This is a genomic window from Tsuneonella suprasediminis (genome assembly GCF_003605755.1).
Taxonomy (GTDB): Bacteria; Pseudomonadota; Alphaproteobacteria; order Sphingomonadales; family Sphingomonadaceae; genus Tsuneonella; species Tsuneonella suprasediminis.
In genome coordinates this window covers 195,982-212,101 of the sequence record NZ_RAHJ01000003.1, presented here as the reverse complement: position 1 = coordinate 212,101, position 16,120 = coordinate 195,982, and the positions used below count along the sequence as shown (strand labels likewise).

Annotated in this window: 12 protein-coding genes; 9 read left to right on the top strand and 3 right to left on the bottom strand. The window is 60.7% G+C overall.

Going from position 1 to position 16,120, the window contains the following annotated elements; genetic code table 11:
• Positions 1-2: 2 nt before the first annotated feature.
• Entirely contained in the window at positions 3-638 is a 636-nt protein-coding gene (locus tag D6858_RS01150; protein ID WP_120106320.1) for a lysophospholipid acyltransferase family protein, read from the top strand.
• Positions 639-672: 34 nt separating this feature from the next.
• Positions 673-1,320: a TetR/AcrR family transcriptional regulator gene (locus D6858_RS01145; protein ID WP_120106509.1), complete on the top strand. Its 648-nt coding sequence runs from the start codon at positions 673-675 to the stop codon at positions 1,318-1,320.
• A 305-nt stretch (positions 1,321-1,625) separates the two neighbouring features.
• Here D6858_RS01145 and D6858_RS01140 read toward each other — a convergent pair whose 3' ends face one another.
• Positions 1,626-3,506, bottom strand: a complete 1,881-nt coding sequence (locus D6858_RS01140) for a bifunctional metallophosphatase/5'-nucleotidase (protein ID WP_240623630.1) — start codon at positions 3,504-3,506, stop codon at positions 1,626-1,628.
• Positions 3,507-3,518: 12 nt separating this feature from the next.
• Between D6858_RS01140 and D6858_RS01135 the strand changes: the two genes are divergently transcribed.
• Positions 3,519-4,154, top strand: a complete 636-nt coding sequence (locus D6858_RS01135) for a hypothetical protein (protein ID WP_205664837.1) — start codon at positions 3,519-3,521, stop codon at positions 4,152-4,154.
• 220 nt (positions 4,155-4,374) lie between these two features.
• Positions 4,375-5,454: an acyltransferase family protein gene (locus D6858_RS01130; RefSeq protein WP_120106316.1), complete on the top strand. Its 1,080-nt coding sequence runs from the start codon at positions 4,375-4,377 to the stop codon at positions 5,452-5,454.
• A gap of 45 nt (positions 5,455-5,499) precedes the next feature.
• On the opposite strand, the gene gyrB is transcribed toward D6858_RS01130, so the two are convergent.
• Entirely contained in the window at positions 5,500-8,040 is a 2,541-nt protein-coding gene (gyrB, locus tag D6858_RS01125; RefSeq protein WP_120106505.1) for a DNA topoisomerase (ATP-hydrolyzing) subunit B, read from the bottom strand.
• A gap of 127 nt (positions 8,041-8,167) precedes the next feature.
• On the opposite strand from gyrB, the gene D6858_RS01120 reads away from it, so the two are divergent.
• From D6858_RS01120 to D6858_RS01110, 3 genes are read left to right on the top strand one after another with little or no spacing between them, the layout of a single operon-like run.
• Positions 8,168-9,553 carry an L-serine ammonia-lyase gene (locus D6858_RS01120; protein ID WP_120106313.1) on the top strand — a complete coding sequence of 462 codons (1,386 nt, stop codon included), beginning with the start codon at positions 8,168-8,170 and terminating at the stop codon, positions 9,551-9,553.
• A gap of 30 nt (positions 9,554-9,583) precedes the next feature.
• Positions 9,584-11,008 carry a M20/M25/M40 family metallo-hydrolase gene (locus tag D6858_RS01115; protein ID WP_120106310.1) on the top strand — a complete coding sequence of 475 codons (1,425 nt, stop codon included), beginning with the start codon at positions 9,584-9,586 and terminating at the stop codon, positions 11,006-11,008.
• Positions 11,005-12,576 (top strand): class I adenylate-forming enzyme family protein, encoded by a 1,572-nt coding sequence (locus tag D6858_RS01110; protein ID WP_120106307.1) that lies wholly within the window; start codon positions 11,005-11,007, stop codon positions 12,574-12,576. Before D6858_RS01115 ends, D6858_RS01110 begins: the two co-directional genes overlap by 4 nt.
• 555 nt (positions 12,577-13,131) lie before the next feature.
• Here D6858_RS01110 and D6858_RS01105 read toward each other — a convergent pair.
• A complete protein-coding gene (locus tag D6858_RS01105; protein WP_120106304.1) occupies positions 13,132-13,437 on the bottom strand; it encodes a UrcA family protein in 306 nt (101 codons plus the stop codon).
• A 361-nt stretch (positions 13,438-13,798) separates the two neighbouring features.
• Between D6858_RS01105 and guaA the strand changes: the two genes are divergently transcribed.
• Both guaA and D6858_RS01095 read left to right on the top strand, forming a co-directional pair.
• Positions 13,799-15,373, top strand: a complete 1,575-nt coding sequence (guaA, locus tag D6858_RS01100; protein ID WP_120106301.1) for a glutamine-hydrolyzing GMP synthase — start codon at positions 13,799-13,801, stop codon at positions 15,371-15,373.
• Positions 15,370-16,080: a DUF4336 domain-containing protein gene (locus tag D6858_RS01095; protein ID WP_120106298.1), complete on the top strand. Its 711-nt coding sequence runs from the start codon at positions 15,370-15,372 to the stop codon at positions 16,078-16,080. The genes guaA and D6858_RS01095 overlap by 4 nt, the downstream gene beginning before the upstream one ends.
• Positions 16,081-16,120: the final 40 nt, after the last annotated feature.

Sequence of the window (16,120 nt, the reverse complement as noted above, 5' to 3'; positions counted from 1 at the left end):
GTTTGACCACCGCCACCCATCGCAGGCCGCACTGGCTGTCGCGCATTGCGTGGCGGATATTGCTGACGCTCTATCGCTGGAAAGGATGGCGGGTGGAGGGGCACCATCCCGGCGTGGGAAAATGTGTCATCGCCGGCGCGCCGCATACGTCGAACTGGGATTTCGTGTTCTTCCTCGGCGGGGTGCACCATTTCGGGATGCAGCCCAGTTTCATGGGTAAACACACGCTGTTCAAATGGCCGATGACCCGGTTCATGCGCGATATGGGCGGCATTGCGGTCGATCGGTCGCGGCAGTCGAACTATGTCGGGCAGGTGGCGCAAGCCTTTACCGAGACGGACGAACTGGCGCTGGTCGTGGCACCCGAAGGATCGCGCAATTCGAACGGGCGCTGGCGCAGCGGGTTCTACCACATCGCCCATGCCGCCGGGGTGCCGATCGTGCCCGGCTGGGTCGATCATGCAACGAAGCGCGGCGGGCTGGGTCCGCCTATCATGCCAACCGGCGACTTTGCCGCCGATCTGGCCAAAATCGCCGCTTTCTATCGCTCTGTGCGCCCCGATTGCCCGCGGTTTGAAGAACTTGCCCGTCAGGCTATCGAACAATCGGGGCTTCACGCGGGGCCGGACGCACTCTAGATTGCTCCAGAACCACTTGAGCGGAGCCGAATCCTTGCCCTCCTCCGATGCGAGTCACAGCACCGAACGCGCGCGCTTCGTGGAAGTTGCGCGCAAGCTGGTCGAGCAGAACGGCGACGGCATCACGCTGGGTATGGTCGCCAGCGCTGCCGGTGTCCCCCGTGCACGGGTAGAGGCGCATTTCGCTGACGATAACGAAATGATCGATGCCATTGTCGAGACATGGTTCGTCGATCATATCGCCGCGATGGAAGAAGTGCTGGCCGCCGATCTGCCGCCGAACCGGAAGATGTACGAATTCTTCGTCCGCCGGTTTCGTATCCATCGCGACCGCTACCGCGCCGATCCGGCGACGTTCGAAGTTTATTGCGAACTGGGCGCGGCGCATTTCGAGCGGGTCGAAAGCTACGTCGATCTGGCCGATCATTACCTGTGCGAACTGATCGCGCAGGCACAGGCCGATGGGGCATTTCCGGGGCTGGAGATCAATCAGGCGTTGTCGCTGATCAACCAGATGGTGTTCCCCTACACTATGGCGGAAGTGCTGACTTATATGGACGACCGGCTGAGCGAAGAAAAGCTCGCCGCTATCGTCGATACGATGTTCGCAGGCCTGTCGGCGGCAAACCGCGGCGCCAGCGGGATCGCCAGGATCGCTGCTGTGCAGGGACGAAGCGGCTAACCGAGAATGCCGGGCGCGTTGAGAACGCACGCCTGACAATCGCACTTAACAAGAATAGCTGGGCCCCGGATCAAGTCCAGGGCGACGTTGTGCGATGCTATAGGTAGGTGCGGAGATGCGATATGCACGTACCGAACCGGTGCACTTCATTCGCCTCTCCAGTGAGCCACCTCCGTTGCCGTCACCCCAGCCCCCGAGCCGGGGTCCAGCTTACACTGTGGCCACGCCCGAAAATGCACGGGGCCCCGGATCGGGTCAGTGGCAACTGACGGCAGTGAACTCTGTCCCTAAGCCAAAGTCATCCCCTAGCTGCCGATGACTGTCACTCGCCCGCCTTTGGGCAAGGACCGCACATCGCCGCCGGGCAGTTGCAGCCATGCCTCCATCGCATCGACATCGAGCGGTCCGACAGTCGGTTCGGTTCCCTGTTTGAACAGCGTAAAACCATCGCCGCCGGTCGAGAGAAACGAATTCATCGTCACCCGATAATACGCGGCCGGATCAATCGGTTTGCCATCGAGCGTGGCGCGCACCACCCGTTGCCCGACAGGCTTTGCCGGGTCGAGCGTCATCGCAAAGCCGTGCGAGACGGAGAACACCTTGTTCTCACTGCTGTCGCCATATTGCTGTTCGAGCAGGTCGAGCAATTGCTGCCCGGTATATGTCATCGTCACCAGCGTGTTGCCGAAGGGCTGAACCGCGTAGATATCGCCAAAGGTCACTGTGCCGTCGGGCGCCGGGCGCAGGTCTGCGCGGATGCCGCCGGGGTTCATCAAGGCGATCTGCGCCCCCGCTTCGCGGGTGGCGGCCAGTTGCGCGTCTGCGATCAGATCGCCCAGCGCATTGTCCACGCCCTGCTTGAGCGCGGCACCGGACAATTTGCCCACCGGGCGATTGGTCGCGGCGCTGGCAGCGGCGGCATATTTCGCCACGTAAGCGGCAATGGCCGGATCCGGGGTATAGCTGGTGAAAGCCGGGTCCGCCGGGCGGCTATCGCCCGCTGCCGGGCTGACGCTTTGCACCGGAATGTTCTTCGCCTTCACGCTCACGACCGTATCGGTCGCCGGGTCGATATTCAGCGCGATATCGGTGATCTCTGTTCCGCCATACCCGGCCTGCGTCACCAGAAACCGCCGCGAGGGATCGACCGTCGCAAAATCGCATACGTAACTGCGATGCGTGTGGCCCGACAGCACGATGCTGACTCGCGGGTCCAGCCGTTCAAGGATCGGCTTGAGATCGCCCGAAATCGCACCGCACCCCGTAAAATTGGCCCCCGGTTCGGGCACCAGCCCCTGATGGATTGCCACGACGATGGCATCGACGCCCTGCCCCGTCAGCGCGCCGACCGCCTTGTTGATCGCATCGGCTTCGTCACCGAAAGTCAGGCCCTTCACGCCCGAAGGATCGACAATCGATGGCGTACCTTTCAGCGTCAGGCCGATAACCCCCACTGCCACTGCGCGCGCGCCGGAACCAAACCGCTTGATCCCGTAAGCCGGAAACAACGTGTCGCCATCGGGCATCGTCACATTCGCCGCCAGAAACGGAAAGTTCGCACCTTTGTATGGGTTTTCGACCGCGCATGGCTGACGCAGCGTATATTTCTCGCACCCGCCCGCCTGCAGGCGTTTCAGTTCGCGCCAGCCGCGGTCGAATTCGTGGTTGCCGACTGCGTTGAAATCGATGCCGATGCGGTTCATCACGCCAATGGTCGGCTCATCGAGAAAAAGCGAACTGACCAGCGGGCTTGCACTTATCATGTCGCCTGCCGAAACCGCCATGCTGTATTCGTTCTGTGCGCGGGTTTTCGCCACGGCATCGGCAAACCATGCCGCACCCCCGGCATAGACGGTCTGCTTGCCGCCCTGCCCGTCTTCCAGTTCCAACGGTCGCTTGATCGGTTCGAGATTGCCGTGAAAATCGTTGATCCCCACCAGCCGCACGGTCACCGGGCTCTCGGGCACCGGCGCGGTGGCCGTGTGGGTGGGTACAGTGGCACAGGCCGCAAGGCCCAGCGCAAGCGGAACGGCTAGAAAATTACGCAGCATTTCCTGCACCTGCACCGCTGCGATTGCCGCTTCAAGACAAAATCCCCCGCCTGCGCGCTTACTCGCGCCCACAGACCGGGGAACCACTTGCGGCGAGCCATCGTTGACCCACCATATACGGAGGGGGACATTCAAGAGGATTGTCCCATGGAACCGACACAAACTGCTGTTATTTCTATAATATTATTACTGGCCGTTGCCGCGCTTATTCTGTTCGCGGTCTATCGTTCGCGCCGCACCGCCGCTCTGCGCGAACGGTTCGGAGAAGCAGAATACGAACGAACACTGGAAGAGCGCGGAGCCCGCACAAAGGCCGAAGCTGACCTGACCGCCCGTGAAAAGCGCGTTTCAAAGCTTGAATTGCGCCCGCTCGACGCGGGGGAACGCACGCGCTTCACCGATGAATGGGTTGCTGCAAAAGGCCGCTTTGTCGATGATCCGACCAGCGCCATCGTGGATGCCGATGGCGTGATTGGCGCGACGATGGCCGCGCGCGGCTTTCCGGTCGACGATTTCGATGCCCGCTATGAAACCCTGACTGTCGATCACAGCGAAGTGGCGCGCCACTATCGCGCCGGACACGAGATCGCGCGCAAGCACGAACGCGGCGAAGCAACGACCGAAGAATTGCGGCAGGCGATGATTCATTACGAAGCGCTGTTCGACGAACTGTTGGCTGCAGACCATATTCCCGACACCGATGTGTCTAATGAAAACACACGCACTGGGCGGGTTGCCGGTGCCCCTGTACCGCGAGAAAAAATCGTCACGCCGGTCGCATGATCGGTCCCGGTCCCGGTCGTGCGATTTGTATCGTCGCGCGGCCGGATCGCCTGTTCACCGCGATCATATTTTATGGCCCAACTGTCCCCAAACCGGACAACCATATTCTGACCCACGCACCAACTGCCGAAAAGTGCAATAATCTGGTGTGACGACGAATCCGGCCAGCCCTTCAGAAGCCACGGCAGCCTTGCCAGCGCAGGCGACGCGCTTCCATTTTATGGATGCCGCCCGCGCCATGTTCATGCTGTTTGGGATACCATTCCATGCAGCTCTGCCATTCACCGTTCTTCCCTGGGTGATACACGCAGATCGGCATAGCGACGCGCTTGAGATCGTGCCGCTGACGCTTAGCGAATTTCGATTGCCTGGATTCTTTCTGATTGCTGGCTTTTTCGCCGCACTGCTGCTGGAACGACGTGCCCCCCGCGAATGGATGGCCAACCGTGTGCAGCGCCTTGGCCTGCCCTTGCTGGCAGGGATGGTCACAATCGTGCCTTTGCAGGACTATTTGCTAACCCAGGCGACCGGCGGCAATCCGCTTGACCGGGGCGACTGGTCGCAAGGGCTTCTGTCACACCTGTGGTTCCTGCCGGTGCTGCTGTATATGTGCGCCATTCTGGCCGTGTGCTGGCCAATCGTTCGCCGAATAAAGGTGCCTGACGTGCCTGTCGTGTGGCTCGTCGCTGGCTATGCCGTGTGGACGCTGGGAACGATTTTCGCCGTCAACAACGCATATACCATTTTGCGCCCCTTAGGGGGACTGATCGATTTCGCGGCCGTGCTTATCTACGGGCCGTTCTTCGCATGGGGTGTCGCCGTTCGGCGCAATCCGCTGGCCTTTGCCCGTTTGTTGCGGCCCAGCCTGTTAATGGCGATAATCGGACTGCTGGCTCTGTCATTGAGCATCGCGCTGCCGAATGACGGATCGCATTTCGATGTCGCACGTGGATATGCGCTCGATGCGATATCCTCCGTCGCACTGGTGCAAGTGGTGATGGCCGCCGCAGCCCGCTTTCTCGATCGCGAATCCCCGCTGGTGAGGAAGCTGGTCGATGCCTCGCTGACGATTTACCTCGTCCATCATCCGATCATTATCGGGCTGGTCGCGCTCTCCGCAGGCATGGCACTGTCGCCGTTCCCCGCATGGGCAGCGATCTGCGTCCTCACGCTTGGCCTGTCGTATGGCATACACAGCCTGCTGAGGCGCAGCCCGCTCTTGCTCTATCTGTTCAACGGCGTGAAGCCGAAAGACCGCCGCGAGCGGGCAGAGGGCATCGTCGCTCCCGCTCAAAGCTAGGCTCAAAGCTGCCCCGGCGAACCCGCCCCCGCCCAAACCGCGCAATCAGATATCCAGATTGGCGACGTTCAGCGCGTTGTCCTGAATGAATTCGCGACGCGGTTCGACTACGTCGCCCATCAAGCGGGTGAAGATTTCATCCGTCACATCGGCATCTTCGACCTTCACTTGCAACAGCGCGCGGTTTTCCGGGTCGAGCGTTGTTTCCCAAAGCTGTTCCGCGTTCATTTCGCCCAGCCCTTTGTACCGGCTGATCGACAGGCCTTTGCGACCTGCGGCCAGAACCGCATCGAGCAGTTCGGACGGACGGGTGATCGCTCCTTCGCGTGCGATAACGGTTTCTTCTTCGCCATCTTCAGTCGCTGCTGCATCGGCATCTTCTTCCTGCTCCGCATCGGCAGCGGTGCGGACCAGTTGCGCCGGATCGGAGAAAGCTGCGGCCTGTTCCGACGCAAGCTTGTGCAGCTTGCGCGCTTCGGCACTGTCGAGAAACTTCGCGTCGATTTCATGCACATCGGTTACACCGCGCCAGAGGCGGTCGATATGGACCGATCCATCATCCAGCATGGCGGCCGACCATTTGCCTTCCGGGTCGCCCATGCCAAGCCGGTGCGCGGCCTGTGCCAGCGCGGCTTCGCGCCCGGCCCGGTCAAGATCGGGAGCAAGCGCCCCGGCCAGTGCCATCTGTTCGATCACACCAGTGTCGTACTTGCGCGGGATGAAGGCGAGCAAATTGCGGAGGCGCAAGGCATGATCGACCAGTTCGCGCAGGTCCGCACCCGAACGCGCGCCACCGCGCGTTTCCAGCATGCGACCGGCCAGCCCGGCATCGACCAGATAGCGATCGAGCGCGCCTTGATCCTTCAGATAGACTTCGCTGCGCCCCTTGCTCACCTTGAACAGCGGCGGCTGTGCGATGAACAGGTGCCCGGCCTTGACGATTTCGGGCATCTGGCGGTGGAAGAAGGTGAGCAGCAGAGTGCGAATGTGCGCCCCGTCCACGTCAGCGTCGGTCATGATGACGATCTTGTGGTAGCGCAGCTTTTCCAGATTGAATTCGTCGCGCAGGCCGGTGCCCATCGCCTGAATCAGCGTGCCGACTTCCTTCGAACTGATGATCCGGTCGAACCGCGCGCGTTCCACGTTCAGGATCTTGCCGCGCAGGGGCAGGATCGCCTGATACTTGCTGTCGCGCCCGGATTTGGCCGAACCGCCTGCGGAGTCACCTTCGACCAGGAACAGTTCGCATTTCGATGGGTCGCGTTCGCGGCAATCGCTCAGCTTGCCCGGCAGGCTGGCGACGCTCATCGCTCCCTTGCGGCTCATTTCGCGGGCACGGCGGGCCGCTTCGCGCGCAGCGGCGGCATCGATGATCTTGTGGACGATCGCCTTGGCATCGGCCGGGTTTTCTTCCAGCCATTCGGTCATCTTTTCGCCCATCAGGCTTTCCAGCGGCTGACGCACTTCGGAACTGACCAGCTTATCCTTGGTCTGCGAAGAGAACTTGGGATCGGGCAGTTTGACCGATACGATCGCGGTCAGCCCTTCACGCATGTCTTCGCCCGAAAGAGACACCTTCTCTTTCTTCATCATGCCCGAAGCGGTGGCGTAGTTATTGAGCGTGCGGGTCAGCGCGGCACGGAACGCCGCCAGATGGGTGCCCCCGTCACGCTGCGGGATGTTGTTAGTGAAACAGAGCACATTTTCGTAATACGAATCGTTCCATTCCAACGCGACGTCGATCCCGATCCCGTCCTTTTCCGCGCTGACCGAAATCGGCTCCGAAATCAGGGCATCTTTGTTGCGGTCGAGATATTTCACGAACGCCGCAATGCCGCCTTCGTAGAACAGATCGTGCTCCACCGGCTCTTCGCCGCGGTTGTCACGCAGCAGGATGCGAACGCCCGAATTGAGGAACGCCAGTTCGCGGTAACGGTGTTCCAGCTTGTCGAAATCGAATTCGGTCACGTTCTTGAACGTATCGTGGCTTGCCTGAAAGGTGACGCGGGTGCCTTTCTTCAGGCCATTCTCATCGCCGTTGGAGGCAACCGGCGGCGCATCGCCGCGCACTTCGAGCGATTTGACGGCATCGCCATGCTCGAACCGCATCCAGTGTTCCTTGCCATCGCGCCAGACCACCAGTTCCAGCCATTCGGACAACGCATTGACCACCGACACGCCCACACCGTGCAGACCGCCCGATACCTTGTATGCATTATCGTCGCTGGTGTTTTCGAACTTACCGCCAGCGTGCAGCTGAGTCATGATGACTTCCGCCGCCGACACGCCTTCTTCTTTATGCAGATCCACCGGGATACCGCGCCCGTTATCCTCTACCGATACCGAACCATCGGGGTTGAGTTCGATCAGCACCAGATCGCAATGGCCCGCCAACGCCTCGTCGATGGCGTTGTCGCTCACTTCGAACACCATGTGGTGCAGGCCCGAACCATCATCGGTATCACCGATATACATACCGGGCCGCTTGCGGACGGCATCGAGCCCTTTCAGCACCTTGATGCTGTCTGCGCCATAGCCGTTCTTCTTCGGGGTGCTTTCGGGGGATTCTGCGGGGTTCTCGTTCATGGCCATCATATAGGCTGGCAGCGGGAAAAATCCAAAGTTTCCCGGCGCCATTTCCCACAGGTCTCCGCACACACAGTTTCACCTGCAACCACTTGACCGTTTTCCTGCGCGCGGCCATCTGCTGACCATGCTTTCCGTGCTCGACGTCTTTCGTATCGGGATTGGCCCGTCTTCCTCGCATACAGTGGGCCCGATGCGGATCGCGGGGATGTTTATCCGCGCGCTGAGCAAGGCGGGAAAGCTGGAGCCTGTCACCAGAATTACTGTCGAATTACGGGGATCGCTCGCGCTGACAGGAGTGGGCCACGGCACCGTCGATGCCACGATACTGGGCCTCGCCGGATTTCGCCCCGACAAGACCTGCCCCGACGAAGCTGCGGCAACACTGGCACGCATTGCAGAGGAAGGCCGGATCGCGCTTGGCGGCAAGCATACAATCGCTTTCGCGGCGGCGCACGATATCGATCTGGCGGGGCATATCATCCCCACCCTGCACCCCAACGGGATGAAACTCGCTGCGTTCGATGCGGCAGGCGACCCCCTGCTCGAACGCACCTATTATTCGACCGGTGGCGGATTCGTCGCATCCGAAGCGCAATTGAAACGCCCGCCTAAGGCCGACCGCGTCACCACCGGCACCGCCGTGCCGCACGATTTCGGATCGGCTGCCGAATTGCTGAACCATTGTGCCGAAAGCGGTCTGGCCATTGCCAATATCGTTCTGGCCAATGAAGATGCCTATCGGCCGCGTGACAAGACACTGGCCGGGCTGGACCGGATCGCGCAGGCGATGGACCAGTGCATCGAACGCGGCCTGCACCAGCGCGGCATTCTGCCCGGCGGCCTGAAAGTATCGCGCCGCGCACCGGATATGTGGGACAAGCTGAACGCCAGTCCCCAATCGAACGAGCGCGAGCAATTATTCGACTGGCTCAACTGTTATGCAATGGCGGTGAATGAAGAGAATGCCGCCGGTGGGCGTGTCGTAACCGCCCCCACCAATGGCGCCGCGGGCATCATTCCTGCTGTGATGCGGTTTTACTGCAAGACAGCGGACGAGAGTGCTTGCAGCGAAAGGCGCCGCATATTCCTGCTCACCGCCGGGGCAATTGGTCTGCTGTATAAACAGCGCGCCAGCATTTCCGGGGCCGAAATGGGGTGCCAGGGCGAAGTCGGCGTAGCCTGCTCGATGGCGGCGGGCGGGCTGGCGGCGTTGTGGGGCGCCACCCCGGCGCAAGTCGCCTGTGCGGCGGAAATCGGCATGGAGCACAACCTGGGCCTCACCTGCGATCCTGTTGGCGGGCTGGTGCAGGTGCCGTGCATCGAACGCAATGCCATCGGCGCGGTCAAAGCGGTCAACGCCGCGCGTCTGGCGCTCCACCGCACCGAAGCGGAAACGCGGGTCAGTCTGGATCAGGTAATCGAAACGATGCGTCAGACGGGACTCGACATGTCCACCAAATACAAGGAAACGAGTCAGGGCGGGCTTGCAGTCAATGTGATCGAGTGCTGAAACCCGTTCAGACAACGGGAGAAAGCAGATATGATCGCACGTTTCCTGGCCGGTGTGGCCGCACTCAGCCTCGCCATTCCTGCCGCTGCACAAGTACCGACCGGCCAGATGGGCAAGCTGCGCCCGGATCAGATCCAGTTCTTCGATCTCTACAAGGAACTGGTCGAAACCGACACCTCTCCCGATAACGGCAACTGCACCGTCGCCGCTGCTCAGCTTGCCACGCGACTGGAAGCGGCAGGCATTCCGAAAGACTGGATCACGCAGTTTTCCGTGCCCGAACACCCGAAGGACGGCGGGATCGTGGTCGTCTATCCCGGCACCTCCAAAACGCTGAAGCCGATGTTGCTGCTCGGCCACATCGATGTCGTGAATGCCAAGCGTTCCGATTGGGCACGCGATCCGTTCAAGGTGGTCGAAGAAAACGGTTATTACTATGCCCGCGGCATTGTGGACGACAAGTTCATGTCCTCCGTGTGGGCAGACACCCTCATCCGTTTTGCCAAGGACAAATACAAGCCCGCCCGCACCGTGAAGATGGCGCTGACCTGCGGCGAGGAAACCGACACCGCGTTTAACGGCGCGCAGTATCTGGCCGCTAACAAGCTGCCGCTGATCGATGCGGAATTCGCGCTGAACGAAGGCGGCGGCGGGCGCACCGATGGCAAGGGGCATCTGGTGGTCCAGACCATTCAGGTCGGTGAGAAAGTCTATCAGGATTACACTCTGACCACGACCAATCCCGGTGGGCACAGCTCGCAGCCGGTGCCGCAAAACGCGATCTATGAAATGGCGGACGCCATCGAGAAAGTACGCGCGCACGAATTCCCGGCCGAACTGAACGACACCACCCGCGCTTTCTTCGCCAAGGCGGGCGCAATGCGTTCGGACGAACTGGGCAAGGCAATGGTCGCGATCTCCAAAAACGTGAACGACAAGGCCGCGCTGGCTATCGTCGATCAGGACAAGGCGATGCATTCGATGCTGCGTACCACCTGCGTGGCGACAACGATCGATGGCGGCCATGCCGTGAATGCCCTGCCGCAACATGTCGACGCGAACATCAACTGCCGGATTTTCCCCGGCCACACCCCGGCGGAAATCAAGGATACGCTGACCAAAGTGATCGGCAATCCCGCTGTAGAGATTGCTTATCGCCGCGATGACAAACCATTGGCCAAGGCACCGCCGCTCGATCCCAGGCTGATCGGCCCGATGGAGCAACTGGCCGCGAAATATTATCCCGGCGTTCCAGTCGTACCCAGCATGTCCACCGGCGCGACCGACGGGGTTTACACCAGTGGCGCTGGCATTCCGACATATGGCGTACCCAGCCTGTGGGTCGATCCCGATGGCAATGGCACCCACGGTCTGAACGAACGCGTCGAAGTGAAGGCAGTCTATACCGCCCGCGATTACCTGTTCGATCTGGTCAAAGAGCTGGCGAACAAGTGACCGCTACCCTTTCGGCGGATACCGTCACCGCCCGGCTGAGCGAACCCTTCGGTTCGTTTCCGCACGTGCTGTCCGAGTGGGCGAGAGTCCACCCGGATAAGCCTGCACTGCGCGATGAACAGGGGGAGCTGAGCTGGGCCGATATGGTCGAGCGGATAGAGCGAATCGCCGCTCGATTGCAGGAAACCGGGCTCGAACGCGGGCAATCGGTGGCGATACTGGGATATTCCAGTATCGCCTATGCTCTGGTGTTCCTGGCCGCCATGCGCGCGGGGGGCGTGGCCGCCCCGCTCACCACCAGCGCCAGTGCCGAACAGCTTGTCGGGATGGCTGCAGACAGCGGCGCGCGCCATCTGTTCATCGATCGTGCGAAGCTGGCCGTATTGGGCGGAGATTTCCTGTCCCACCTCGATCGTATCGTGCTGGATGAAGAGCTGGATACATGGATGGCACCGGTCGGGACCATTGCCACGCCGTTCGACCCGTTGGAAGGCGAGCCATTCAACATCATCTATTCAAGTGGCACGACCGGCATTCCCAAGGGTATTGTCCATTCGCACCAGATGCGCTGGCGGCAATTCGCCAGCATCGGGGCAAGCCTGCCTGCACAGGGGCTTGGACCAGTTTCGCTGGCGTCGACTCCGCTCTATTCCAACACCACGATGGTGGCGTTCCTGCCACCGCTGTTTGCGGGTGGCACTGTGCGGGTAATGGGTAAGTTCAACACCATCCGCTGGCTGGAAGGGGTGCAGGCAGATCGCACCGACATGACGATGCTGGTGCCGGTGCAGTACCAGCGACTGATGGACGAACCGCGCTTCGACGAATTCGACCTGTCGGCGATGAAGCTGAAATACTGCACATCCGCACCGTTTTCCGCGGAATTAAAGCGCGAAGTACTGGCACGAATGCCCGGTGCGCTAATCGAAATCTACTCTATGACCGAAGGCGGCGTGGTCTGCCTGCTGCCATGCCACGAATTTCCTGACAAGCTGCATACCGTGGGCCGCCCCGCCCCCGGCAGCGAACTGCTCGTGCTCGACGATAGCGATCAACCGGTGCCAGCAGGGACCGCAGGCAATCTCGTGGGGCGCAGCGGCACGATGATGATGGGATACAAAAATCAGCCCGGCAAAACGCAGGAAGGATACTGGACCCACCCTGAAACGGGCGAAACATGGCAGCGGATGGGCGATATCGGGCGGATCGACAGCGACGGATTCGTCGAACTGGTTGGCCGCGCAAAGGACATGATTATCTCCGGCGGGTTCAATATCTATCCCAGCGATCTGGAAGCCGCGCTGGAGGCCGATCCACGCGTGGCCGAAGCAGCGGTGGTGGGCGTGCCCAGCCGGGCATGGGGCGAAACGCCGGTCGGTTTCGTGCGGCTGGCATCGGGTGTCATGCAAAGCGATGTCGATGCGATCATGGCAGACGTGAACGCGACGCTCGGCAAGACACAGCGCCTGTCGCGCCTGCTGCCAATCGACGAAATGCCGCGCAGCCATATCGGCAAGCTGCTGAAGACCGAACTGCGCGAACGCGCCGAAGCGATCGAGGTTGCCTGACGGTAGAGGCCTGATCGTAAAGGCCGTGATCGTTCGATATCGGGAAAGAGTGAAAGCGGAGCGGCGGCATTATAAGGGGGGAGGGGCGCCGCCGCTCCGCTTCTTTTCGCCCGCATCCAAACGGCTGCGAGACGATGCAGGACTCAGCAACCGAATGGGGGGACGCGGTTACCGATCTTCTGCAACCGGGCCAGGGGCCACAATGGGGGGAGAGGACAGTCCCAACCCGGTTCATCAGCGGAAATAGGGTTCAGCCCCCTAAGAGACAAATGCGAAAAAGGCGCTTTGAGTTGCATCAAACGCAACAAAAAACACTCCCCCCTTCCAACAGAAGGAAAGGGCGCCTTTAAATTATGTAATTAATTTAGTATCTTATATGATATCAGGCCGCTCTGCGATTGCGTGAAACTGCACGTCTCGTTTGAAGGGCAATAGCGGCGATGGCAAATATGCTGTGGCATTGTCACACGTCATTGCCACGCATATCGCACTGGTCCCTGCCCTCGCCCATCTGTATGGCAGCCAGGCGAATTGGCAGGAACCGATGCATTCACTTTACTTGGCGACGGCTACCTGAGTGGAGGTGGCAGCTTCACGCGCTTCGGCAATCTTCACCAGCGCGCTTTCCATCGCTTGCGATACACATTCCGATTTCGCAGTGGACCGGCGATATTGCCAGCCATGCGACGGCGCACAGACATCGCGGATACGCGTAGCGAGACGGGTTTCGAGAGCGGTCACATCGCCGGGCTTGGTGAGATCAAGATCGGCATAGGAAACGCTGACGGTGATTTCTTCCGCACTGGCGGATGTAGCGGCCAGCCCGATGGCGGTGGCAAATGCAAGAATGGCAATACGCATAGGTCTGATTCCCTTTGACGTGGTTCAAACCTGCCAGGCGCGGTCTCCCCCTGAGACAGCGCTATTGTGCAGTGCATCATAAACTTCGCAAACGCAAAAAACGAAACTGCTGTTGCCAGCAACGAACCAAAATCAAAATCGGATCGGCCGCGCGGAACAAGCAGGCATCTATCTGTTTTATATAGATTTTTTAGCGATAAGCCGATTCATCGCGACATAATCGGCACATCAATGTTGTGCGGCACGCAACATTCCGCGATTTACCGACGCACGACACGCAACAAGGCGGATCGCGCGACAGTGCATTATCTGCGTCACGCCGCTGGACAGTTTGCCTGCGCCCGGCCTAACGCTCCTCGCCATGGACCAGGCCCTTCTCCCCGATTCCATCCTTATCGTCGATTTCGGCAGCCAGGTGACCCAGCTGATCGCACGCCGTGTGCGCGAAGCGGGCGTCTATTCCGAAATCGCGCCCTTCACGCAGGCGGAGGAGGCATTCCACCGGATGAAGCCCAAGGGCATCATCCTGTCGGGATCCCCCGCCGGCGTGCCGGACGAAGGCAGTCCGCGCGCACCGCAGATGCTGTTCGAAGCGGGGTTGCCGATCCTCGGCATCTGTTATGGCCAGCAGGTAATGACGCATCAGCTTGGTGGCGAAGTCCGCCCCGGCCATGAAACCGGCGACGGCGGTGAATTCGGTCGCGCTTATCTGACAGTGACCAAATCGTGCGCCTTGTTCGACGGACTGTGGCAGGAAGGCGAACGCCATCAGGTGTGGATGAGCCACGGGGACAAAGTCACCCGCTTTGCCGAAGGCTTCGAAATCGTCGCTGTCAGCGATGGCGCCCCCTTCGCTGTGATCGCTGACGAGAGCCGCAAGTTTTACGGCACGCAGTTCCACCCCGAAGTGGTCCACACGCCCGATGGGGCAAAGCTGATCGCCAATTTCGTGCACCGCGTATGCGGCATTCCGGGCGACTGGACGATGGCGCATTATCGCGAAACCAAGGTGGCCGAAATCCGCCAGCAGGTCGGCGATGGGCGGGTGATCTGCGGTTTGTCGGGCGGGGTCGACAGCTCGGTCGCTGCGATTCTGATTCACGAAGCGATCGGCGATCAGCTCACCTGCGTATTCGTCGATCACGGGCTGTTGCGTTTGAACGAACGCGAACAGGTCGAAACGCTGTTCCGCGATCATTACAATATTCCCCTCGTCGTGGTCGATGCGGAAGAACGCTTCATGCGCGGCCTTGCGGGAGTGACCGACCCGGAAAGGAAACGCAAATTCATCGGCGCCGAATTCATCGCCGTGTTCGAGGAAGAGGCGAAGAAACTGGGCGGCGCGGATTTCCTTGCCCAAGGCACGCTCTATCCCGATGTGATCGAAAGCGTCAGCTTCACTGGCGGCCCGTCGGTCACGATCAAGAGCCATCACAACGTCGGCGGCCTGCCCGAACGCATGAACATGAAACTGGTCGAGCCACTGCGCGAACTGTTCAAGGACGAAGTGCGCGAGCTGGGGCGCGAGCTGGGGCTGAACGATCTGTTCGTCGGCCGCCACCCCTTCCCCGGCCCCGGCCTCGCCATCCGCATCCCCGGCGAAGTGAGCAAGGAGCGTTGCGACATTCTGCGCAAGGCAGATGCGATCTATCTAGAGGAAATCCGCAACGCCGGGCTCTACGACGCGATCTGGCAGGCATTCGCTGTGCTGTTGCCGGTGAAGACCGTGGGCGTGATGGGCGATGGGCGCACCTATGACAGCGTCTGCGCCCTGCGCGCCGTGACCAGCACCGATGGGATGACGGCTGATGTCTATCCCTTCGACGCCAGCTTCCTGACGCAATGCGCCACCCGCATCGTCAACGAAGTGCAAGGTATCAACCGCGTAGTCTATGACTACACCAGCAAGCCGCCGGGCACGATCGAGTGGGAATGACCGGCACGCTGGAGCAACTCGCCCCCGATCTGTGGATCGTCGAAGGCCCGATCGTCGATTTCTATACCTGCGCTTACCCGACCCGTATGGTGATCGTGCGGCTGGCGAACGGCGATCTGTGGGCCTGGTCACCGATTGCAGTGGACGACGATCTGGCGGCGCAAGTGAATGCGCTTGGCCCAGTGCGTCACCTTGTCGCCCCCAACAAGATCCATCACCTGTTCCTGCCGCAATGGATCGCCCGCTGGCCCGACGCCAGTCTGTGGGGGCCGCAAACGCTGATCGACAAGCGCAGCGACCTGTCTTTCGATGGTGTGCTGAGCGATGGCGCGCCAGACGACTGGGCCGGGCAGATCGATCAGTATCACCTCACCAATTCATCGTTTCTGGACGAAGTCGAATTCGTTCACTTGCCATCGCGCACAGTCATTCTGACTGACATGAGCGAGAATTTCAGCGAAGCATTCCTCCGCCAGCACTGGAAATGGTGGCAGCGCCCGATAGCGCGTCTGTGGAAGATCGTGGAAGGTTGGGGCTATGCCCCGCTGGAGGTGCGGCTGACATTTCGCGACCGCGCCAGCGCACGGGCCAAAATCGAACGGATGCTGGCCAGCCAGCCCGAACGGGTCATCATGGCGCATGGCGAGATCGCGCGCAGCAATGGTGCGGCCTATCTGCGTCAGGCGTTTGGCTGGCTCCTCACCTAGAGGCATATTTACTTTTATCTCAGAGACTTGCCGGAACACC